This is a genomic window from Nocardia sp. CDC159 (assembly GCF_023740735.1).
Lineage (GTDB): Bacteria > Actinomycetota > Actinomycetes > Mycobacteriales > Mycobacteriaceae > Nocardia > Nocardia pulmonis.
In genome coordinates this window covers 17,859-38,099 of record NZ_JAMRXH010000017.1, presented here as the reverse complement: position 1 = coordinate 38,099, position 20,241 = coordinate 17,859, and the positions used below count along the sequence as shown (strand labels likewise).

Sequence of the window (20,241 nt, the reverse complement as noted above, 5' to 3'; positions counted from 1 at the left end):
TGATCTTCCTTGCCGCCCAGCGGATCTGGCCGATCGGGAGACTCGAAAGGCCGAACCCGGCGCATGCGTCCGCTGCCGGAGGCGTTATCGAGCCTGTGCGAGATCACCCGGCTTCCACCCCCTCAGCACTCGCGCGTGAAAGCATGACCCCGGGAGGCACACCCACCGACGAGCCGTCAGGAGGAGCACGCTATGTCGATCGAGACCGTGGATGCCGTGGTGATCGGGATGGGACCGGGCGGCGAGGACCTCGCCACCCGGCTGGCGCAGGCGGGGCTCGCGGTGGTCGGCGTGGAGGGGCGGCTGGTGGGTGGGGAATGTCCGTATTACGCCTGTGTGCCGACGAAGATGATGGTGCGGGCCGGGGAGTCGCTGGCCGAGGCGCGGCGGGTCGGGGAGCTGGCGGGCGCGGCGCAGGTGCGGCCGGACTGGGGGCCGGTTGCCGCGCGGATTCGCGACGAGGCCACCGACAACTGGGACGATACGGTCGCGGTGGAGCGATTCGAGAAGGCCGGTGGCCGGTTCGTGCGCGGTTGGGGGCGGGTTTCCGCGCCCGGGGAGGTCACGGTCGAGACCGCGGAGGGCCCGCGCTCCTTCCGCGCGGCCCGGGCGATCGTGCTGAATCCCGGTACCGCCCCGGCGATTCCGCCGATCGAGGGGCTGGCCGAGACGCCGTACTGGACCAACCGCGAGGCCGTCGCCGCGACCGCGGTGCCGGAATCGCTGCTCGTACTGGGCGGCGGGCCGGTGGGTATGGAGTTCGCCCAGGTGTTCTCGCGGTTCGGCGCGCGGGTCAGCGTGGTCGTGCGCAGCCGCATCCTGCCCAAGGAGGAGCCGGAGGCGGCCGAGCTGGTAGCGAAGACGTTTGCCGCGGAAGGCATTTCGGTCCGCAGCGGGGTCGAGACGACTCGCGTCGAATACGACGGCGAGTGGTTCACCGTGCACCTGAGCGAGGGCGAGCCGCTGCGGGTGCGGCAGGTGCTGGTGGCGACGGGGCGGCGCACCGATCTGGCGGCGCTGGGAATCGGCGCGGTCGGGCTGGATGAGCGCGCCCACGGCATCGAGGTCGACGAGCATATGCGCGCCGCCGAGGGCGTCTGGGCGGTCGGCGACGTGACCGGACACGGCGCGTTCACCCATATGTCGATGTACCAGGCGCGTATCGCGGCCGCCGACATCCTCGGCACCGCAACCGAATCCGGGCAGTACCACGCGGTGCCGCGGGTCACCTTCACCGATCCCGAGGTGGGCGCGGTCGGCATGACCGAGGCCCAGGCGCGCGCCGCCGGGCTGCGGGTGCGCACGGCCGTCACCGATCTGACCGCCTCGACGCGCGGCTGGATTCACAAGGCGGGCAATGCGGGTCTGATCAAACTGGTCGAGGACGCCGACCGCGGCGTGCTGGTGGGCGCGACCTCGGTAGGCCCGACCGGGGGTGAGGTGTTGGGCGCCCTGGTCCTCGCCGTGCACGCCCGGGTGCCGACGGCCACGCTGCACGAGATGATCTACGCCTACCCGACCTTCCATCGCGCCATCGAGGCGACGCTGAACGAGCTGCACTGATTTCGCCGAATCACCGGCCCGCGCCGCCGATTCCTGATGACATGGTCTGCACGCGCGGCGACTCGGAGGCGAAGATGCTGTCCCTGCAGGAGATTTCGGACCGGCTGGAGATCGAGGACCTGATGGTGCGGTACTCGCACGCGGTCGACGCCGGTCGGTGGGAGCTGCTCGACGAGATCTTCACCGCCGACGCCCACATCGACTACACCGCCATGGGCGGCCCGGCGGGCGATCTGGCCGAGACCAAACGCTTCCTGGCCGCAGTGCTGCCGAATTTCCTTGCCTACCAACATCTGGTGAGCAACTCGTCGATCACCGTCGACGGCGACACCGCCACGGCCCGCAGCATATGCCACAACCCCATGCTCGTCTCCGGACCCGACGGCCGCCCCACCCTCATGCTGAACGGACTGTGGTACCTGGACACCTTCGCCCGCGTCGATGGCCGCTGGCGCATCACCCGGCGCGCGCAGGAGAAGAGCTATATGTTCCTGACCCCACCGGCGGGGTAGCGCAGGCGCAGCCGGACCATCGGCCCCGCTGTGCGCAATCCGACAATCACGTTTGGCCATGTCCGAACCGGGCACCTCGCGAACGACGAAGGCACCAACGAGCAGGAGGAGTCGATGTCGATGCAGGTGGCGGATCACGTGGTGCAGCGCTTGCGGGAGTGGGGGGTCGATCAGGTCTTCGGCTACCCGGGTGACGGCATCAACGGGCTGGTGGCCGCGTTCGGGCGGGCCGACAATCGGCCGCGGTTCGTGCAGGCCCGGCACGAGGAGATGGCCGCCTTCGAGGCGACCGGCTATGCCAAGTTCAGCGGCCGGGTCGGCGTCTGCACCGCGACCTCGGGGCCGGGCGCGATCCACCTGCTCAACGGGCTCTACGACGCCAAACTCGACCACGTTCCGGTGGTGGCGATCGTCGGTCAGACCGCGCGCAGTGCGATGGGCGGCAGCTACCAGCAGGAGGTCGACCTACAGGCGCTGTTCAAGGATGTGGCCTCGGACTATCTGGTCGAGGTGAACGTCCCCAGCCAGCTGCCCAATGCCCTGGACCGCGCCTTCCGCACGGCCATGACCCGCCGCTCCCCCACCGCGGTGATCATCCCCTCCGATCTGCAGGAGGAGGATTACCAGCCGCCGCAACACGAGTTCAAGCACGTGCCCTCCAGCCCGCCGAGCGCGCTGCCCTCGACGACCGTGCCGCCGGAGGCGGAGATCCGGCGCGCGGCCGAGGTGCTCAATGCGGGCAGCCGGGTCGCGATCCTGATCGGCCAGGGTGCCCGCGAGGCCGCCCGGGAAGTGGTCGAGGTGGCCGAGCTGACCGGCGCCGGGGTGGCGAAGGCATTGCTGGGCAAGGATGTGCTGCCCGACGATCTTGCGTACGTCACCGGTCCCATCGGTCTGCTCGGCAGCAGGCCCAGCTACGAGTTGATGCGCGACTGCGACACCCTGCTCATCGTCGGGTCGAATTTTCCCTACGCCCAATTCCTTCCGGAGTTCGGCCAGGCGCGCGCGGTGCAGATCGATCTGGACGGGGCGATGATCGGCATGCGCTACCCCACCGAGGTCAATCTGGTCGGTAGCGCCAAAGCCACACTGGCCCAGCTGATTCCGCAACTGCGGCGCAAGGACGATCGGTCTTGGCGGGAGACCGTCGAGAAGAATGTCGAACAGTGGTGGCATACCATCGAACAGCAGGCCATGGTCGAGGCCAAACCCGTGAATCCGATGCGGGTGGTGTGGGAGCTGTCCCGGCAGATCCCCGAAAATGCCATCGTCACGGCGGATTCCGGCTCCTCCGCGAACTGGTACGCGCGTTGTCTGCGCTTCCGCGGGCAGATCCGCGGCTCGCTGTCGGGCACGCTGGCCACGATGGGTCCCGCGGTCCCCTATGCCATCGGCGCGAAGTTCGCCGAACCGGCTCGCCCGGCCATCGCGCTGGTCGGCGACGGGGCGATGCAGATGAACGGGCTGGCCGAGCTGATGACCATCGCCCGCTATCACGAGCTGTGGTCGGACCCGCGGCTGGTGGTGTGCGTGCTGCACAACAACGACCTCAACCAGGTGACCTGGGAGCTGCGCGCCATGGGCGGCAACCCGAAATTCGAGGAGTCCCAGAACCTTCCCGACGTGTCCTATGCCGACCTGGCCCGCTGTTTCGGGCTCGACGCCATCACCGTCGACGATCCCGACCGGCTGGCCGACGCGTGGCGGCAGGCGCTGTCGGCCGACCGGCCGACCCTGATCGATGTGCATACCGATCCGGAGGTGCCGCCGATCCCGCCGCACGCCACCTCCGAGCAGATCAGGGATATGGGCAAGGCGATCCTGCGCGGCGATCCCAACGCCTGGCACCTCATGGTGCAGGGTGCGAAGACCAAGCTGCAGGAATTTCGCCCCTGACTGGATCGACAGCAGGGCAGGCCCTGACCGGATCGACAGCAGGGCGCGCCTCGGCCTCGACAGGAGCAGCCTCTACAGGAGCCTCGACCGGCGCGGGCCGGGCCTCGGTCCACGCCTGCTCCTCGGCCTCGCCCAGGGTCGCGCAGGCGCGGCGGCCGCAGCGGGTGATCCGTTCCGACAGGTCCTCGACGACCGGACGGTCGATGCCGTCCAGCAGGCACCGAGCGCAGACTCGATGCGGTAGATCGAGGTCTTCGGCGTACTCCTCGCTGTGCGCGAGCCACCAGCACGCCACACTCACGGCTGCGATGAGCAGCACGGAGATCACGGCGGACAGCACGATCATTGGCCCTCCCGTTGCCATTGCGCGTCCCCGGGCGCAGATTGCCTTGCTGAAACTTATTCTCAGATGCGCTGCGGAACCGCCTCCCCGACCTGCCGCATACACATCCACCTGCATCTTCCCCCCGAGCACATCGTTAGAACAAGGGCGAGTCACACCATGTGCGTTTAGTGCGACTTAACGATTTCCGGACAGGGCCGCCTTACCGATCGGTTGAACGAAATTTTCTGTCAGGTTTTCGCTGGTGGGCGCGGCGCTGGAATGCTCCTCGGCTCGAAGCGTTGTTTCCGGCATGAGTTCGTTGCGCGCCGTTCGATTCTCGATTTTGGATCGGTCCCGGGTCCGGCAGGGGCAGAGTCATCCGGCGGCCCTGCGGGAGACCGTCGAATTCGCGCGGCTGGCCGAGCGGTGGGGCTATCACCGGTTCTGGGTGTCGGAGCATCACAGCGTGCCCGGCGTGGCCGGTTCCGCCCCGACCGTGCTGGCGGCGGCCGTGGCCGCGGCGACCTCCCGGATCCGGGTCGGCACCGGCGGGGTGATGCTGCCCAATCATCAACCGCTGGTGGTGGCCGAGCAGTTCGGCGTGCTGGAGTCGCTGTTTCCCGGGCGGATCGATATGGGCCTGGGCCGCTCGGTCGGCTTCACCGGCGGGGTGCGGCGCGCGCTCGGCCACGACACCGGCGATGCCGACGCCTTCGACGCTCAGCTGGCGGAGCTGCTGGACTATCTGGCGCGTGGCCGAGACGGCGTGCACGCCTGGCCCACCGAGGGTTTGCCGATCCCGGCCTATCTGCTGGCCACCGGCTCCGGCGCGCAGCGGGCGTCGCGATTCGGCCTGCCGCTGGTCATCGCGGCCGTGCGCGGTGAGGATGCGATGGTCGAGGCGATCGAGCGGTATCGCGAGGAGTTCCGGCCCACCCCGTGGGGCGCGGCGCCCTACGTGATGGTGTCCTCGACGGTGCTGATCGCCGACTCCGACGCCGAGGCCGCACGGCTGCTGATCCCCGAGGCGTGGGCCGCCGCCTACTCCCGCACCCGCGGCGAATTCCCGGTGCTGGTGCCCCCGGAGACCGTGCGGCCCGCGGAGATGTCCGCGCGGGAGCGCCGCATCTTCGACGAATCCCTGCGCGGCCACATCCACGGCACCGAGGACGCGGTCGCCGAGGCGCTCGAGCGGCTGATCGCCCGCACCGGCGCGGACGAGATCCTCGTGCACACCAGCACCTTCGACCGCGACCCCCGCCTCGAATCGCATGCGCGGCTGGCCCGATTGGCCGCGCTGACACCGCAGCCGGTCGGCTGAACAGGCGATTCGCGGTTTTCGGCACCCATGGGCTATTGTTTCTTCTCGCCGCCGGACGGCGAAATGCGGATGTAGCGCAGTTGGTAGCGCATCACCTTGCCAAGGTGAGGGTCGCGGGTTCGAATCCCGTCATCCGCTCCATCACCCGAGGTCGTAGACCGTCACACCGTCGATTGTGCGGGCGGCGAAGTTCGACCGCACCCACTGCGCGATCCGCTGGGCCGCATCACTGCCACCGGACGAGCCGCCCCGCCTGCCACCCATCGTCTGCCCATCGATGAAGTAGTGGATCTTGTGTTGCGCCACAAGGGATTCGAACCGCTCCAGAGTGGGTGACGGATCGGTGCCGTTGTAACCCCCGATCGCCATGACCGGGTACCGGATCGCCAGCTGATACGTCGCCGCGCTGTTGGAGCCCACCGCGGCCGCGGCCCAGGTGTATTCGTCGGCGTCTTTCTCCAGCGTCGCAACGATATTCGCACCGGGCTCGGCGGCACCGAACAGTCCGGCCATCGGGCCGCCGCCCATCCCGTCTCCCGGAGCACCGTGCGGGCCGGGCACGGCGTTGCTCGCACCGGAATCCCCTCGGCCACCGCCATGGCCGGGAGCGCCACTCCCGCCGTCGGGACTATTCCCACCCGAAACACCTGTGCCGCCACCGGGATTAGCCCCATTGCCGCCTCCGCCCGGATTCCGGCCACCCCACGGGCCACCCGCCTTCCCCAGACGGAAGTGGCCCCACCCTGCCCCCGGCGGCCCGGCAGTGGGAATGGGACCCCCGTGCGAGGTCGTTACGGTCGCAACGGAATACCCGACCGGCGCAGCCAGACTCGTCACGACGGCCACGGCCGCCGCACCGATCGCCACCCGGCGCGGCATCCGGCCGACACCCAGCAGCAGGACCGCCGCCACCACCCCCGTGACCGCGATCGCCGGGCCCAGCCACGGCAGCCACTCGGGCGTCCGCCGCAGCAGCACCCACGCCAGGATCACCGTGAGCAGCACCGCACCCGACAACACCGCGGCGGCGCGAATATCGCTGCGCCGCCGCCACATCAGCGCCGCACCGATCCCCACCGAACCGCCGATCGCGGGTGCGAGCGCGACCGTGTAGTACGGATGCAGGATGCCGCCCGCGAAGCTGAAGACGACGCCGGTGACCACCAACCAGCCCAGCCACAGCAGCAGCGCCGCCCGCGCGGCATCCGTGCGCGGGGCGCGGCGCAGCGCCCACAGCCCGGCCACGCCCAGTACGAGCGCCGCGGGGAGCAGCCAGGCGATCTGACCACCCATCTGATCACCGAACAGCCGAGCCCATCCGGCATCGAAATCGGTATTGCCCAGCCCACCCGGCTCGTTGCCGGTGATGCGCCCGAAACCGTTGTAGCCCAACGCCAATTCCAGCACGCTGTTGTGCTGCGAGCCGCCGATGTAGGGCCTCGAGTCCGCGGGCCACAGCGCCACCAGCGCCGGATACCAGCCCGCCGACACCACGACCGCCAGCACCGCGCCCACCGAGCGAAGCAGTCGCGCCCGCCACGGAACGTGGGCCGCGAGCAGATACACCAGCGCGAAGGCGGGCAGCACGAGGAACGCCTGCATCATCTTGGTGAGGAAACCGCATCCGATCGCCACCCCGGCCAGCGGCAACCACCGGGCCGCGGCGTCCTTTTCGGTGGCCCGCAGCACACAGTAGGCCGCCACCGTCAGCAGCAGTACCAGCAGCGCGTCCGGATTGTCGTAGCGAAACATCAACGCCGCCACCGGGGTCGACGCCAGCACCGCCCCGGCGAGCAGCCCCGCGCCGTGCCCGGCGACCCGCCGCACCGCGGCATACAGCACCGCCACCGCGGCGACGCCCGCCAGTGCCTGCGGCGCCAGCAGACTCCACGCATCGAATCCGAACAGCCGCGCCGAGATGTCCATCACCCACAGCGCGCCCGGCGTCTTGTCCACCGTGATCGAATTCGCCGCGTCGGTGGAACCGAACAGCATTGCCTTCCAACTGGTGGATCCGGCCTGCACGGCCGCCGCGTAGAACTGATTCGCCCAGCCGCTCGCACCGAGATTCCACAGGTACAGGGCCGCGGTCGCGACCAGCAGCGCGACCAGCGACCAGGCGCGGCGATCACGCCGGACCGGCGGCGTGGCTTCGACGACAGTCGGTTCGGACAGCATGACACTCATCTCGCCGAGCGTGCCGCCGCCGCGTGGCGCGGTGCTGTGTCGTGGCTGTGTATTTGCTGGGAGCCGCTACCCCCGTTGCTTCGGTGCGGCCCGCAGATGCGCGCGTTCACCCTGCTTACCGAACAGGACCAGGAATTCGACCGGCCGGGAGTCGGCCGCGCCGAACCAGTGCGGGACGCGGGTGTCGAATTCCGCGGCCTCACCGGGGGTCAGCTCCAGATCGTGCTCGCCGAGGACGACGCGCAGCCGACCGTCGAGCACATAGAGCCACTCGTAACCCTCGTGGGTCTTCGGTTCGGGGGTGCGGGGGCGGTCGTCCGGTCCGATCACGATCTTGTACGCCTGGATCCCACCGGCTCGCCGGGTCAGCGGGACCATGGTCATATCGTGCCGGGTGACCGGGCGCAGATGAATCCGCGGGTCACCGGTCTCCGGTGCGTCGACGAGTTCGTCGAGGGTGACGCCGTGGGCGCGGGCCAGCGGCAGCAGCTGTTCCAGGGTGGGTCGCCGCGCGCCCGATTCCAGGCGCGAGAGGGTGCTCACCGAAATGCCGGTGGCCGCGGACAATTCGGCCAGCGTGGTGCGACGCTGCCGGCGCAGTTCGCGCAGTCGGGGACCGACCGCGTCGAGGGCCCGATCGATGTCGTCCATCCTTTGATTTTGCCACTTCGGCAAACTTCCTTGCCGGATTCGCCCGGTCGCCCGCATGGTCGGGGCATGGAGGTGGTCCGAATGACCGAACAGTGGAACGACGAATACGACGTGGTGGTGATCGGCGGCGGCGCGGCGGGATTGAACGGCGCGCTCATGCTGGCCCGGTCCCGGCGCTCGGTACTGGTGATCGACGCGGGCGCGCCGCGCAACGCCCCGGCGGACGGGGTGCACGGTCTGCTCGCACGCGACGGCATGCCGCCGAGCGAACTGCTCGCGCGCGGACGTGCCGAGGTGGCGTCCTACGGCGGCCGGGTGATCGACGGCGCGGTGGTGACGGCGGCCCGGGACGAGGCGGGATTCGTCGTCGAACTGGCCGACGGTCGATCGGTCCGGGCGCGGCGGCTGCTGGTGACCACCGGACTGATCGACGAGTTGCCCGAGATCGCGGGCCTGCGCGAGCGATGGGGACGCGACGTCCTGCATTGCCCGTACTGCCACGGATGGGAGGTCCGTGACCGGGTCATCGGCGTGCTGGGCAACGGCCCGCTGTCCGGGCATGTGGCACAGCTGTTTCGACAGTTGAGCGACCGGGTCGTCTATCTCGCCCAGACCACGCCGCCCACCGGCGAGCAGGCCGAACAGCTGGCGGCGCGCGACATCCGCATCGTCGAGGGTGCGGTGGCGCAGGTGCTGGTCACCGACGACCGGCTGACCGGGGTGCGGCTGGCTGACGGGCGGATCGTCGCCCTCGAGGCGCTCGCGGTCGGGCCGCGCATGACCGCCCGCGCCGAATTCCTGGCCACCCTGGGCCTGTATCCGATCGAACACCCCAGCGGCGCGGGCGAATTCATCGCCGCCGACCCCACCGGCCGGACCGAGATCCCCGGCGTCTGGGCCGCGGGAAATGTCACCGACCCGTCCGCGCAGGTGGGTGCGGCCGCCGCGGCGGGAGCGGCCGCGGCGGCCCAGATCAATGCCGATCTGGTGGCAGCGGAGGTGCGCGCCGCGGTGCGGAGTCGGCGCACCGGCTTCTCGGCCGAGCTAGAGGCCCAGGTCAGCGACCAGGTCCTGGGCACGCACCGGCACGGTCTGCTGCCCACCCAACGCTGATTCGGGACCCGGCCGGTTCACTCCCCGACGCGATGGTCGTCCACCTCGGTGCCCGCCATCGCGCCGGTCATGATGGCGACGGCGTCGGACATCGAGAATTCGTGCGGTCGGATCACCGCCACCCGCCGCCCGAGCCGCTGGATGTGCACCCGGTCGGCGATCTCGAACACATTGGGCATGTTGTGGCTAATGACGATGACGGCCAGACCGCGGTCGCGGACCTCGCGAATGAGATCGAGCACCATCCCGGTCTCCTTCACCCCCAGCGCCGCGGTCGGCTCGTCCATGATCACCACATGCCGGGCGAACGCCGCACTGCGCGCCACCGCCACGCCCTGGCGCTGTCCGCCCGACAGCGTCTCCACCGGTTGGCGCATCGACCGAATGCCGATCTTCAGATTCGCCATGTGCTGCTGGGCTTCTCGGATCATCCGCTCCTTGTCGATCAGCCGGAACACCGATCCGAGCGGGCCCCGCCGCCGCAATTCCCGGCCCAGGAACAGATTGTCGGCGACGTCCAGCGCGGGCGCGACGGCCAGATCCTGATACACCGTCTCGATGCCCGCCCGCCGCGCATCGATGGGCCGCCGGAACCGCACCCGCCTGCCGCCGAGGAAGATCCCCCCCTCGTCGGGCACCAGCGCACCCGAAAGCGCCTTGATCAGAGTGGATTTCCCGGCTCCGTTGTCGCCGATGACCGCCAGGATCTCGTTCGGATACAGATCGAAGTCCGCGCCGTCCAGCGCGGTGACGTGCCCGAAGCGTTTGACCAACCCCGTCGCCCGCAGCACCGGCTCGCTCACTTCTGCCTCCCCCGGTTGAACTGATCGATCGCCACCGCCGCGATCACCAGCACGCCGGTGATCAGCGTCTGATAGATCGAGGCGACTCCCATGAGCTGCAGCCCATTTCGGATGATGCCCACGATCAACGCCCCCAGCAGCGTGCCGATCACGCTGCCGCGCCCGCCGAACAGGCTGGTCCCGCCGAGCACGACCGCGGTGATGGAGTCGAGGTTGTCGGTCTGCCCCGCGTTGGGATCCCCGACCCCGGTCCGCGCCACCAGCAGCAGCGCCGCCAGCCCGTAGATCAGGCCCGCGGCGGTGTAGACGCCGAGCAGCACGCGGCGCGTGTCGATTCCGGTGAGCCGCGCCGCCTCCGGATTGTTGCCCACCGCGTAGACGTGTCGCCCGGCCGCGGTCTGGCGCAGCACATACCAGGCGATACCGAACAGCACCAGCATCGCCACCGATCCGTAGGTGATATCGGTGTCGCCGACGGGAAAGGTCTTGCCGAAGAAGGTGAGTGCGCCGGGCAGGCCCGAGATCGTCTGTTCCTTGGAATAGATGTGGGTCAGCGCGAACGCGATGCCGTAGGTGCCGAGGGTGACGATGAACGGCGGCAGCCGCAGCAGACTCACCAAAGAACCGTTGAGCAAACCGAATCCGGCCGTCAACGCCAGCCCCAGCGCGATCGCCGCCAGCGGCGGCACGCCCGAATCGACGGCCAGCTTGGTGATCACGATATTGCCCAGCGCCATGACCGCGCCGTTGGACAGGTCGATTCCGGCGGTGAGGATGATCAGCGTCTGGCCGATCGCCAGCGTGCCGACCACCATCACCTGCTGCACGATCAGCGAGAGGTTGCCGCCGGTCAGGAAGCGGTCGGACTGGGCGGCGAAGAACGCGACGGCGAGGACGATCGCGGCGACCGGGCCGAAGTTCGGCAGGGCGACCACGCGGGTCAGCGCCGAGGGCTTCGGCGCGGCGGAAGTGGTGGTCATCGGCTCAGCCCCAGCAGTTGTCCAGGCCGTACCGCACGTCCTTGGATTCCACGCCCGGTTGTGGTTTCGCCGTGATGAGCGTGACGCCGGTGTCGGTGTAGCCGGAGGTCTTCTTTCCGTTCTTGGCGAAATCCACTACCGCCGCAACGCCTTGCGAGGCCATCTTCAGCGGATACTGCTGTGAGGTCGCCGCGATCTTGCCCTCCTGCACGGCCCGCACGCCGGTGCAGCCGCCGTCGACCGAGACGACCAGGACGCCGTTCTCCTTGCCCGCGGTCTTCAGCGCCGTGTACGCGCCCAGCGCCGACTGCTCATTGATGGTGTAGACGACGTTGATGTCCGGGTCCCTCTGCAGACAGGTCTCCATCGCGGTCTGCGCCTTGGCCTGGTCGCCCTGAGCGGGCTGGGCGCACACCACATTCGGGGCCGAGACGTCCTGGGTCATCTCCGGGGTGGCCTGCGCCGCGCCGTAGCCGGACAGAAATCCGTTGTGCCGCAGCACACCTACGGTCACCCCGGGATTGAGATCGATCATCGCGATCTTCGCGGGTCGGTCGCCCTGAACGGCCTTGGCGTACTTGCCGATCAGCTGCCCGGCGGCGAAGTTGTCGGTGGCGAACAGCGCGTCGACCGCGCTGCGCGGCTCGGTGGGCGTGTCCAGCGCGATGACCTGGACGCCCTTGGCGCGAGCCTTCTCGATCGCGGGCACGATGGCCTTGGTGTCGCTGGCGGCGATGAGAATGCCCTTCGCCCCGGCGGCCACCATATTCTCGAGCGCGGTCACCTGACTGGCATTGTCGCCGTCGAATTTTCCTGCCGCGGTGAGCAATTCGACGCCCGCCGCATCGGCCTCCCGCTGCGCGCCCTCCTTCATCTTCACGAAGAACGGATTGGTGTCGGTCTTGGTGATCAGACCCACCGTGATCTTGTCGCCGGAGCCGCTGCCGCAGGCGGTGAGGGTGACGACGGCGACGGCCAGGGCGGCGGTGAAGCGGACGGCACGAGAGGACATCATTGTGCTCCTGCGAAAAGTTGCGTCAGACAACGTTGTCATGACGATAGAACGTGATCCACCTCACGTCCAGGGGCCTGTCATAGGATGTGCCCATGCTTGCCGAGAAGGTCCGAAAACTGTTCGCCGCACCGCATTACGGCGTGGTCGCCACGGTCCAGCCGGACGGCACCCCGCAGACCAGCCTGGTGTGGGTGCGCGCAGACGACGAGGCGGTCTACTTCTCCACCCTGAAGGACCGCCGCAAATACACCAATCTGGAGCGCGATCCGCACGTCAGCATCCTCGTCGAGGCCGACGGCGACTATGTGGAGGTGCGCGGTCGCGCGGAGCTGACCGAACAGGGCGGGCGCGAGCTGATCGACTCGCTGTCGGTGGAGTACACCGGCGCCCCGTTCCGCGCCGAGACCCCCGACAAGGTCCGCGTCGTGGTGCGCGTGGTGCCCGACAAGATCCTCACCGTCGGCGCGAAACCCGGGACGGTGGAACGACTCCGGTAGACACCGTTGTCCGGCGCCCGGAGCCCGCGGCGCGCCACCATGCGGGAGGTGGCCGCCCTCGCCGGGGTGAGCATCAAGACCGTGTCCCGGGTGGTGCGCGGCGAGAACGGTGTCTCGCCGGCGCTGGCCACCCGGGTCACCGACGCCGCGGCCATGCTCGGCTACCGCCACAACCTCGCCGCCAGCACGCTGCGCGGGCACGGCCAGAGGACCGCCGCCATCGGACTGGTCCTGATGGACGTCGCCAATCCCTATGCCTCCGCCCTGCATCGGGCCGTCGAGGATGTCGCGCACGGCCGCGGCACCCTGGTCTTCGCCGTGAGCAGCGACGAGGATCCCGGCCGCCAGCGCGAGGTCCTCGACGCGCTGCTGTCGCGCCGCGTCGACGGCCTGATCGTCATGCCGGTCGGCACCGACCACGCCATGCTGCTGCAGGAGCAGAGCCGCGGCACCCCCATCGTCTTCGTCGACCGCCGTCCCGCCCTCGACATCGACAGCGTCACCGCCGACAATCGCGACGGCGCCCGCCGCGCGGTGGAACACCTTGCCGCCCAGGGCCATCGCCGCATCGCCTACCTCGGCGACCTGCGCACGATCTGGACCGCCGCCGAACGCTACGCGGGCTACGTCGAGGGCCTGGCCCACACCGGCGTCCCCCTCGACCCCGCCCTGGTGCGCGCCGACCTGCACTCCCCCGCGGCCGCCGAATCCGCCACCACGGCGCTGCTCACCCGCCCCGATCCGCCGACCGCGATCTTCAGCGCCCAGAACCTCGTCACCGTCGGCGCGCTGCGCGCGATCGGCCGGCTCGGCCTGTCCCGCACGGTCGCCCTCGTCGGCTTCGACGACCTGCCGCTGGCCGAACTGCTCGCCCCCGCCCTGACCGCGATCACCCAGGACCCCAGCGTCATCGGCCGCACCGCCGCCGAAATCCTGTTCGCCCGCGTCGACGGCGACCTCTCCCCACCCCGCCACCGGGTGATCCCCACCCGCCTACTCCCCCGCGGCTCCGGGGAAATCGCCCCCGACGGGGGGTGACCACGGCCGATTCCGATCCGGCTCAGCCCGCGGCGACGAGGTCGCGGCCGATATGGGCGGCGGTCTCCTGGAGAAGGGGGATGATCTTGTCCATATCCAGGCCGGAGACCCGGGCCTGGGGTCCGCTGATCGAGATGGCCGCGCGGGTGGGGGCGTTCGGGATGGCAACGGCGAAGCAGCGCACGCCGATCTCCTGTTCGCCGTCGTCGACGGCGTAGCCCTGAATGCGGATGCGGTCGATCTCGGTGCGCATGACGGCCGGGTCGGTGATGGTGTGGGTGGTGCGGGGGCTCATGGCGATTCGGGACAGGATGCGGTCGGCCTCCCCGGGGGCGAGCGTGGCCAGCACGGCCTTGCCGACCGCGGTGCAGTGCAGATCCACCCGCTGGCCCACCTCGGTGAACATGCGCATGGCGTGCGGGGACGGGACCTGCGCGACGTAGACCACCTGATCGCCATCGAGGACGGCCATATTGGCGGTCTCGCCGGTGAGATCGCGCAGCCGGGTCAGATGCGGACGGGCCGAGGCGCCGAGTACCCGGCTGGCCGTCTCACCGAGCCGAATAAGCCTCGGCCCCAACGCGTATCGCCGCGACGGCTGCTGGCGGATGTAGCCCCCGGCGATGAGCGTGCGCAGCAGCCGGTGGATCGTGGGCTGCGGCAATCCGGAGGATTCGGCCAGCTGTGACAGCGTCGCCTCACCTCCGGCGTCGGCGACCAGTTCCAGCAGTTCGAAGGCACGATCGACGGACTGCACCCCGCCCGCTCGGGCACGCGATTCGGTCACGGCGATCCTTCCCTCGTGGGTCGATATGCCCCCTATCATCGCAGTCGCATCTCACCGGACGACCATGACCAGGCACAGCGCCCCGATCGCGCCGAGGACCACCAGCAGCCACGCTCCGCGCTCAGCAAAAGGCGGGAATCCCGTGCCAGGCCCTGCCGGGATCGGTGGCGTCGTCGCGTTCGACGGTCGCCTCGATCAGGCCGTAGGGCCGGTCGGCGGCGATGAACACCTCGCCCGGGTTGTCGATGCCGAAGCGATCGAGGTCGTAGCGGAAGTGGTGCTTGTTGGGCGCGGAGAAGCGGATCTCGGCGACCTCGGTGTGCTGTTCGAGCACCGCGCGGCCCATGCTGTAGAGGGTCTGCTGCAGCGCGTAGGAGTGCACGGCCGCGAACTGCCGCAACAGGATCGAGCGAATCGAGTCGTAGGACTTGTCCCAGTTCACGTCCGTATGGTTGTAGCGCCAGCGGGCCACCAGCGAGGTGGCCATGATCCGATCCCTGGTCTCCTCGAGGCTGGTGTAGCGGTCGGAGAAGAAGCCGTGGAATTCCGAGCCGGTCGACTTCAGCAGCACCAGATCCTTGATGCCCGATACCACGTGCGCGCGCCGGTCCGGGCCGACACCGTCGACATTGATCACGGTGGTGCGCACGCCGCCGCCGCTCTGGACGAACGAATGGTCGTGGCCGAGGCCGTCCACCGGGATGCGGTCCCAGGCGTATTCATCGATCTCGATCCGCGCGCCGTCCGCGCCGGGGCAGCGGGCGATGAAATGGTCGGCCAGGGTGAGGCCGAAGTCCTCGATCGCCTCGACGCCCTTCTCCTTGGCGAAGGCGAAGACGGTGTTCTTCTGGGTGTCGGTGGGCAGGATGTCGCGCTGGTCGCCGGTGATGTGCGCGTCGGCGAATCGCCCGCGCAGCGAGGTGGAGACATTGAGATCGCGAATGCTGTGCCGCGCGGTGTCGCGGAATACCCGCACGAGACGGTTCTCGGCCTTGCCGTATTGGTTCGGCCCGAGCTGGATGGCCATGGAAGTTCAGCTCCCTCGATAGGTGGAAATGGCGAACGGGGACAGCAGCAGCGGCACATGGTGGTGCTGCCGCGGATCGGTGACGGTGAAGGTCACGGTCACCTCGGGGAAGAATCGGTCGCGCTCGCCGAAATAGGCGGCGGCGTCGAAGATCAGGCGGTAGTCACCGGCCTCGACCCGCTCCGGACCGAGCGATCCGACCCGGCCGTCGTCGTCGGTGCGCCCGACCGCCAACTCGCGCCAGCCGTCGTCGCCACGCGCCTCGAGCCGGACCGCGACGCCACGCGCCGGATGTCCGCCCGCGGTGTCGAGCACATGGGTGGTGATGGCGCTACGGCTCATGAATAACCATCCGTTCCAGCCGCTTTCGTGCGATGGCGGCGAGTTCCTTTCGGGTGACCAGGATTTCGGTCCCCGGATCGTTGTCCAGCCGGGTGGTCAAGTCGGCGAGCAGTTCCGGCCCGCTGCGCCCGGCGGCGCACACCAGATAGATGTGGTCGAATTTCGCCTCGTAGGCGAGGTTGCCCGCGAGCAGCCGCTCGGCCAGATCTGTGTCGGAACCGTCCACGCCGGACTGTTCGCGCGCGGCCTGGGAACCGGGCGCGGTCGTCCCGCCGATGCGGGGGTGGTCGGCCAGCGCGGCGCGGATCTGCGCCTCGGTGAGCGCGAGCACCTCCCGCTCGGCCAGCTCCAGCAGCCCGCCGCGCCCGGCATACGGCCGGGCCGCGGCCACCTTGTCGATCCATTCCGTCACGCCCACGACGTCTTTCAGGGACGCCCGCCAGACCTGGGCGGGCAGCTGATTGATCCGGGCGATCGTGAGCGGCTCCGTCACCGTCCACACCTCCGAGAAATTCTGCGATGCGGAAATCAAATTCCGTTTGATCGAATCTAGGAGCGGTAGCAGCCCGCTGTCAACGGGTTCGCCGAGGTTCGTCGAGGTTCGCGAAAAGTGTTGACCGCCACACCTGGATGCCGCTACCGTCGAATTACGGAACTAAGTTTCCATAATATGGAATTATATCGCGGCATCGAGAGAAGAGACCGCATGACACGAGAACCCCTTCCCTACGCGGTGAACCTGTCCATCCTGTTCACCGAGCTCCCCCTGCTGGACCGTCCCGCGGCGGCCCGTGCGGCCGGTTTCGAGGCGGTGGAGTTCTGGTGGCCGTTCGCCACCGCGACACCGGACCCCGCCGAGGTCGACGCCTTCGTCCGGGCCGTCGACCAGGCCGGGGTGCGGCTGATCGGCCTCAACCTGTTCGCCGGTGACATGCCCGGCGGCGACCGCGGCCTGGTGTCGTGGCCCGGGCGGGAGCAGGAATTCGCCGACAGCGTCGGCTGGGCCGTGCGCATCGGCGGACGGCTGGGCTGCCGGGCCTTCAACGCCCTGTACGGCAACCGAATCGAGGGTGTGGCCCCGGCCGAGCAGGACGAGGTGGCGCTGCGCAATCTGGGACTCGCGGCCCGCGCGATCGCCGAGATCGACGGCACGGTGCTGCTGGAGCCCGTCAGTGGGATGGCGGCCTATCCGTTGAAGTCGGCCGCCGATGTGATCGGCGTACTCGACCGGGTGCGCGCCGCGCAGGGGGCGGCGAATCTGGGTCTGCTCGCCGACCTCTACCACCTCACGGTCAACGGCGACGACCTCGACGAGGTCATCGCGCGCCACCACGACCGGATCGCCCACGTCCAGATCGCCGACGCACCCGGCCGCCACGAGCCCGGCACCGGCGCACTCGACATCTTCGGCTACGTCGACAAGCTCGGCGCGGCCGGTTACCGCGGTCACGTCGCCGCCGAATACGTCCCCTCCGGCGCCAGCGCCGACAGCTTCGCCTGGCTGCCCACGCGACAAGGAGTCACCCCATGACCAGGATCGGATTCATCGGACTCGGCATCATGGGCTCGCCCATGGCGAGCCATCTGGCCAAGGCCGGACACGAGGTGCTCGGCCACACCCTCAACACCGACGCCTACCGGCGGCTCGAGGCCGACGGCGGCCGGGGCGTGGGCAGCATCGCCGAGGCGGTCAAGGATGCCGAGGTCGTGATCACCATGCTGCCCAACCACCCGCAGGTCGAACAGGTGGTGCTCGGCGAGGACGGCGTCTTCGCCCACGCGCCGCAGGGCGCGCTGCTGATCGACTTCTCGACCATCCGGCCGGAGAGCTCGATCGCCATCGCCGAGGCAGGCGCCGCGGCCGGATTCCGGGTGCTGGACGCGCCGGTATCGGGCGGTCAGGTGGGGGCGGAGCAGGCCACCCTGTCCATCATGGTCGGCGGCACCGAATACGACTTCGCCTCGGCCACTTCGATTTTCGAGGCCGTCGGCAAGACCTTCGTCCATGTCGGCGCGCATGGTGCGGGGCAGGTGGTCAAGGCCGCCAATCAGCTGGTGGTCGGCGGCACCTACGCCCTGGTCGCCGAGGCGATCGTGCTCATGGAGGCGCTCGGCGTGGACGCCGGAAAGGGCCTGGACGCCCTCGCCGGGGGCCTGGCGGGCAGCCGCATCCTCGAGGTGAAGCGCAAGACGATGGTGGCCCGCGAATTCACCCCCGGATTCCGAATCGACCTGCACCACAAGGATATGGGCATCATCGCCGACGCCGCGCGGCAGGGCGATGTGGCGCTGCCGACCGCGGCGCTGGTGGCCTCGCTGATCGCGGCCGGTCGCGCCCAGGGCCACGGATCGCTGGATCACTCGGCCCTGCTGAAGGTGATCGAGAACCTCAACGGGCGCGGCGAGAAGTAGTCCGCGCACCGCGCGCACATCCGAGACGGCCGGATCGTCGCGCGCCGGAAACGTTGTATCAGAAGGGAATTGGAAGAAATGGCGAAAGTCCCGGTCATGCAGGCCGTCATGGATGTGCTGCTGTCGGAGGGCGTCGACGTGAGCTTCGGCTGCCCGGGCGCGGCCATCCTGCCGCTCTACGACGCCATGCGCAGGACCGATATGCGGCATCTGATCGTGCGCCACGAGGAGGGCGCCACCCATATGGCCGACGGGTGGGCCCGCACCACCGGCAATGTCGGCGTGGCCATCGGTACCTCGGGTCCGGCGGGGACCAATATGATCACCGGCCTCTACACCGCGCACGCGGATTCCATTCCGATCCTGTGCATCACGGGTCAGGCCGAATCGGCCAAGCTGCACCAGGAGGCCTTCCAGGCCGTCGACATCGTCGCCATCGCCGAACCGGTCACCAAGTGGGCCGTGCAGGTGAAGGAGGCGGCGCAGGCGCCGTGGATCTTCCGGGAGGCGTTCCGGATCGCGCGCTCGGGTCGCCCCGGTCCGGTGCTCATCGACCTGCCGATCGATGTGCAGAAGCAGGAGATCGAGTGGGATCCGAGCATTGATGCGCCGCTGCCGGTGCCGCGGGTGCTGCCGCATCCGCCGCGGGTGCGCCGGGCACTGGATATGCTGCTGGCCGCCGAGCGGCCGCTGATCCTGGCCGGGGGCGGCGTGGTGATCGGCGAGGCGCACGACCAATTGCTGGAACTGGCCGAGCTTTTGGGCATTCCGGTGCAGGTGACGCTGATGGGTAAGGGCGCGTTCCGCGAGGATCACGAGCTGTTCGCCGGGATCACCGGCGTGCAGACCAGCCAGCGCTGGGCCAATGCGGCATTCCTGGAGTCGGATCTGGTGCTGGCGCTGGGCGCGCGCTTCGGCGACCGGCATACCGGCAAGTTGGACGTGTACCGGGGCGATCGCAAGTTCATCCATGTCGATATCGAGCCCACCCAGCTGGGCAAGGTCTTCGGTCCGGATCTCGGTGTGGTGAGTGATGTCCGGCCGTTCCTCACCGCCCTGCTGGCCGAGGCGCGGGGAAGCAAACGGCTGCGGGAATACCGGGACTGGGTGGCACGGCTGGCCGAGCTGCGCGGAACCCTCACTCGCCGTGACGATTTCGACGTCACCCCGATCAAGCCGCCGCGGGTGTTCAAGGAGATCAACGAGACCTTCGGCGAGGACACCTATTTCGTCACCGCGATCGGGCTCTACCAGATCTGGTCGGGACAGTTCCAGAAGTCCTATCTGCCGCGGCACTATCAGGTGTGCGGTCAGGCCGGGCCGCTGGGCTGGGAGATTCCGGCCGCGATCGGGGTCAAGGCCGCGCAGCCGGACGCGGAAGTGGTTGCGGTGGTTGGCGATTACGGATTCCAGTTCCTGGTCGAGGAGCTGGCGGTGGCCGCCCAGTACGACGTGCCGTTCGTGATCATCATGATCAACAACGAATATCTGGGCCTGATCCGCCAGGCGTCGCTGCCGTACGAGATGAACTATCAGGTCGATATCCACTACGACGAGTTCGGCACCGACAACGTCAAGATCATGGAGGCCTACGGCTGCTCCGGCCGACGCGTCTACGAGCCCGGCGATATCGCCGACGCGCTGAGCTGGGCCCGCAAACAGGCCGAGGCCACCTCCCGCCCGGTGCTGGTGGAGATCATGGTCGAACGCGAGGCCAACACCGCGCACGGACCGGCCATCGATGCCGTGCGCGAATTCGAATCGGCGTAGGC

At 69.1% G+C, this 20,241-nt stretch carries 20 protein-coding genes and 1 tRNA gene; 11 read left to right on the top strand and 10 right to left on the bottom strand.

Annotated features, from left to right (window positions below; translation table 11 throughout):
- Positions 1 to 192 precede the first annotated feature (192 nt).
- From NDR87_RS29440 to NDR87_RS29430, 3 genes are all read left to right on the top strand, one after another.
- On the top strand, positions 193 to 1,563 hold the full coding sequence (locus NDR87_RS29440) for an NAD(P)/FAD-dependent oxidoreductase (protein ID WP_251917035.1): 1,371 nt from the start codon (positions 193 to 195) through the stop codon (positions 1,561 to 1,563).
- Positions 1,564 to 1,637: 74 nt separating this feature from the next.
- On the top strand, positions 1,638 to 2,075 hold the full coding sequence (locus tag NDR87_RS29435) for a nuclear transport factor 2 family protein (RefSeq protein ID WP_251917037.1): 438 nt from the start codon (positions 1,638 to 1,640) through the stop codon (positions 2,073 to 2,075).
- Positions 2,076 to 2,189: 114 nt separating this feature from the next.
- Entirely contained in the window at positions 2,190 to 3,971 is a 1,782-nt protein-coding gene (locus NDR87_RS29430) for a thiamine pyrophosphate-requiring protein (RefSeq protein WP_251917039.1), read from the top strand.
- On the opposite strand, the gene NDR87_RS29425 is transcribed toward NDR87_RS29430, so the two are convergent.
- Positions 3,925 to 4,317, bottom strand: a complete 393-nt coding sequence (locus NDR87_RS29425) for a hypothetical protein (RefSeq protein WP_251917041.1) — start codon at positions 4,315 to 4,317, stop codon at positions 3,925 to 3,927. The genes NDR87_RS29430 and NDR87_RS29425 overlap by 47 nt on opposite strands.
- A gap of 289 nt (positions 4,318 to 4,606) precedes the next feature.
- Here NDR87_RS29425 and NDR87_RS29420 point away from each other — a divergent pair, with 289 nt between their 5' ends.
- On the top strand, positions 4,607 to 5,617 hold the full coding sequence (locus NDR87_RS29420; RefSeq protein WP_251917043.1) for an LLM class flavin-dependent oxidoreductase: 1,011 nt from the start codon (positions 4,607 to 4,609) through the stop codon (positions 5,615 to 5,617).
- Positions 5,618 to 5,682: 65 nt separating this feature from the next.
- Positions 5,683 to 5,758, top strand: a tRNA-Gly gene (locus tag NDR87_RS29415).
- Here NDR87_RS29415 and NDR87_RS29410 read toward each other — a convergent pair.
- Together NDR87_RS29410 and NDR87_RS29405 are read right to left on the bottom strand one after the other, a co-directional pair.
- A complete protein-coding gene (locus NDR87_RS29410) occupies positions 5,759 to 7,804 on the bottom strand; it encodes a glycosyltransferase family 39 protein (RefSeq protein ID WP_251917045.1) in 2,046 nt (681 codons plus the stop codon).
- A gap of 66 nt (positions 7,805 to 7,870) precedes the next feature.
- The gene (locus tag NDR87_RS29405) at positions 7,871 to 8,455 is read right to left on the bottom strand and encodes a helix-turn-helix domain-containing protein (RefSeq protein WP_251917047.1); all 585 of its coding nucleotides are present in this window, start codon (positions 8,453 to 8,455) and stop codon (positions 7,871 to 7,873) included.
- Between the two features lie 81 nt (positions 8,456 to 8,536).
- On the opposite strand from NDR87_RS29405, the gene NDR87_RS29400 reads away from it, so the two are divergent.
- Positions 8,537 to 9,568 (top strand): NAD(P)/FAD-dependent oxidoreductase, encoded by a 1,032-nt coding sequence (locus tag NDR87_RS29400; RefSeq protein WP_251917049.1) that lies wholly within the window; start codon positions 8,537 to 8,539, stop codon positions 9,566 to 9,568.
- A gap of 17 nt (positions 9,569 to 9,585) precedes the next feature.
- Here the strand turns inward: NDR87_RS29400 and NDR87_RS29395 are convergent, their stop codons facing one another.
- The 3 genes from NDR87_RS29395 to NDR87_RS29385 are packed head-to-tail and all read right to left on the bottom strand — an operon-like array spanning position 9,586 to position 12,366.
- Complete coding sequence (locus NDR87_RS29395; RefSeq protein ID WP_251917051.1) at positions 9,586 to 10,371, bottom strand: ATP-binding cassette domain-containing protein; 786 nt, start codon at positions 10,369 to 10,371, stop codon at positions 9,586 to 9,588.
- Positions 10,368 to 11,351: an ABC transporter permease gene (locus tag NDR87_RS29390; protein WP_251917053.1), complete on the bottom strand. Its 984-nt coding sequence runs from the start codon at positions 11,349 to 11,351 to the stop codon at positions 10,368 to 10,370. Before NDR87_RS29390 ends, NDR87_RS29395 begins: the two co-directional genes overlap by 4 nt.
- Positions 11,352 to 11,355: 4 nt before the next feature.
- Positions 11,356 to 12,366, bottom strand: coding sequence for a sugar ABC transporter substrate-binding protein (locus NDR87_RS29385; RefSeq protein ID WP_251917055.1), 1,011 nt, complete (start codon positions 12,364 to 12,366; stop codon positions 11,356 to 11,358).
- Between the two features lie 92 nt (positions 12,367 to 12,458).
- On the opposite strand from NDR87_RS29385, the gene NDR87_RS29380 reads away from it, so the two are divergent.
- On the top strand, positions 12,459 to 12,863 hold the full coding sequence (locus tag NDR87_RS29380; protein WP_251917057.1) for a TIGR03618 family F420-dependent PPOX class oxidoreductase: 405 nt from the start codon (positions 12,459 to 12,461) through the stop codon (positions 12,861 to 12,863).
- Positions 12,864 to 12,869: 6 nt separating this feature from the next.
- Positions 12,870 to 13,901, top strand: coding sequence for a LacI family DNA-binding transcriptional regulator (locus NDR87_RS29375; protein WP_251941251.1), 1,032 nt, complete (start codon positions 12,870 to 12,872; stop codon positions 13,899 to 13,901).
- A gap of 22 nt (positions 13,902 to 13,923) precedes the next feature.
- On the opposite strand, the gene NDR87_RS29370 is transcribed toward NDR87_RS29375, so the two are convergent.
- The 4 genes from NDR87_RS29370 to uraD all read right to left on the bottom strand — a co-directional run bounded on the left by NDR87_RS29370 (position 13,924) and on the right by uraD (position 16,550).
- Positions 13,924 to 14,688, bottom strand: coding sequence for an IclR family transcriptional regulator (locus tag NDR87_RS29370; protein WP_308212166.1), 765 nt, complete (start codon positions 14,686 to 14,688; stop codon positions 13,924 to 13,926).
- Positions 14,689 to 14,809: 121 nt separating this feature from the next.
- Positions 14,810 to 15,715: a factor-independent urate hydroxylase gene (pucL, locus tag NDR87_RS29365; RefSeq protein WP_251917061.1), complete on the bottom strand. Its 906-nt coding sequence runs from the start codon at positions 15,713 to 15,715 to the stop codon at positions 14,810 to 14,812.
- A 6-nt stretch (positions 15,716 to 15,721) separates the two neighbouring features.
- Positions 15,722 to 16,057 (bottom strand): hydroxyisourate hydrolase, encoded by a 336-nt coding sequence (gene uraH / locus NDR87_RS29360; protein WP_251917063.1) that lies wholly within the window; start codon positions 16,055 to 16,057, stop codon positions 15,722 to 15,724.
- Positions 16,047 to 16,550, bottom strand: a complete 504-nt coding sequence (uraD, locus tag NDR87_RS29355) for a 2-oxo-4-hydroxy-4-carboxy-5-ureidoimidazoline decarboxylase (protein ID WP_251917065.1) — start codon at positions 16,548 to 16,550, stop codon at positions 16,047 to 16,049. Before uraD ends, uraH begins: the two co-directional genes overlap by 11 nt.
- A gap of 213 nt (positions 16,551 to 16,763) precedes the next feature.
- Here uraD and NDR87_RS29350 point away from each other — a divergent pair, with 213 nt between their 5' ends.
- From NDR87_RS29350 to gcl, 3 genes are all read left to right on the top strand, one after another.
- The gene (locus NDR87_RS29350; protein ID WP_251917066.1) at positions 16,764 to 17,588 is read left to right on the top strand and encodes a hydroxypyruvate isomerase family protein; all 825 of its coding nucleotides are present in this window, start codon (positions 16,764 to 16,766) and stop codon (positions 17,586 to 17,588) included.
- Positions 17,555 to 18,469: an NAD(P)-dependent oxidoreductase gene (locus tag NDR87_RS29345; RefSeq protein ID WP_251917117.1), complete on the top strand. Its 915-nt coding sequence runs from the start codon at positions 17,555 to 17,557 to the stop codon at positions 18,467 to 18,469. Before NDR87_RS29350 ends, NDR87_RS29345 begins: the two co-directional genes overlap by 34 nt.
- 78 nt (positions 18,470 to 18,547) lie before the next feature.
- Positions 18,548 to 20,239, top strand: a complete 1,692-nt coding sequence (gene gcl / locus NDR87_RS29340) for a glyoxylate carboligase (RefSeq protein WP_251917068.1) — start codon at positions 18,548 to 18,550, stop codon at positions 20,237 to 20,239.
- Positions 20,240 to 20,241 lie beyond the last annotated feature (2 nt).

Coding starts and splice junctions, on each gene's coding strand:
- pucL (WP_251917061.1), bottom strand. CDS start 15,715: ATGGCCATCCAGCTCGGGCCGAACCAATACGGCAAGGCCGAGAACCGT.
- uraH (WP_251917063.1), bottom strand. CDS start 16,057: ATGAGCCGTAGCGCCATCACCACCCATGTGCTCGACACCGCGGGCGGA.
- NDR87_RS29410 (WP_251917045.1), bottom strand. CDS start 7,804: ATGAGTGTCATGCTGTCCGAACCGACTGTCGTCGAAGCCACGCCGCCG.
- gcl (WP_251917068.1), top strand. CDS start 18,548: ATGGCGAAAGTCCCGGTCATGCAGGCCGTCATGGATGTGCTGCTGTCG.
- NDR87_RS29430 (WP_251917039.1), top strand. CDS start 2,190: ATGTCGATGCAGGTGGCGGATCACGTGGTGCAGCGCTTGCGGGAGTGG.
- NDR87_RS29380 (WP_251917057.1), top strand. CDS start 12,459: ATGCTTGCCGAGAAGGTCCGAAAACTGTTCGCCGCACCGCATTACGGC.
- NDR87_RS29405 (WP_251917047.1), bottom strand. CDS start 8,455: ATGGACGACATCGATCGGGCCCTCGACGCGGTCGGTCCCCGACTGCGC.
- NDR87_RS29420 (WP_251917043.1), top strand. CDS start 4,607: ATGAGTTCGTTGCGCGCCGTTCGATTCTCGATTTTGGATCGGTCCCGG.
- NDR87_RS29350 (WP_251917066.1), top strand. CDS start 16,764: ATGACACGAGAACCCCTTCCCTACGCGGTGAACCTGTCCATCCTGTTC.
- NDR87_RS29400 (WP_251917049.1), top strand. CDS start 8,537: ATGACCGAACAGTGGAACGACGAATACGACGTGGTGGTGATCGGCGGC.
- NDR87_RS29425 (WP_251917041.1), bottom strand. CDS start 4,317: ATGATCGTGCTGTCCGCCGTGATCTCCGTGCTGCTCATCGCAGCCGTG.
- NDR87_RS29390 (WP_251917053.1), bottom strand. CDS start 11,351: ATGACCACCACTTCCGCCGCGCCGAAGCCCTCGGCGCTGACCCGCGTG.
- NDR87_RS29385 (WP_251917055.1), bottom strand. CDS start 12,366: ATGATGTCCTCTCGTGCCGTCCGCTTCACCGCCGCCCTGGCCGTCGCC.
- NDR87_RS29440 (WP_251917035.1), top strand. CDS start 193: ATGTCGATCGAGACCGTGGATGCCGTGGTGATCGGGATGGGACCGGGC.
- NDR87_RS29435 (WP_251917037.1), top strand. CDS start 1,638: ATGCTGTCCCTGCAGGAGATTTCGGACCGGCTGGAGATCGAGGACCTG.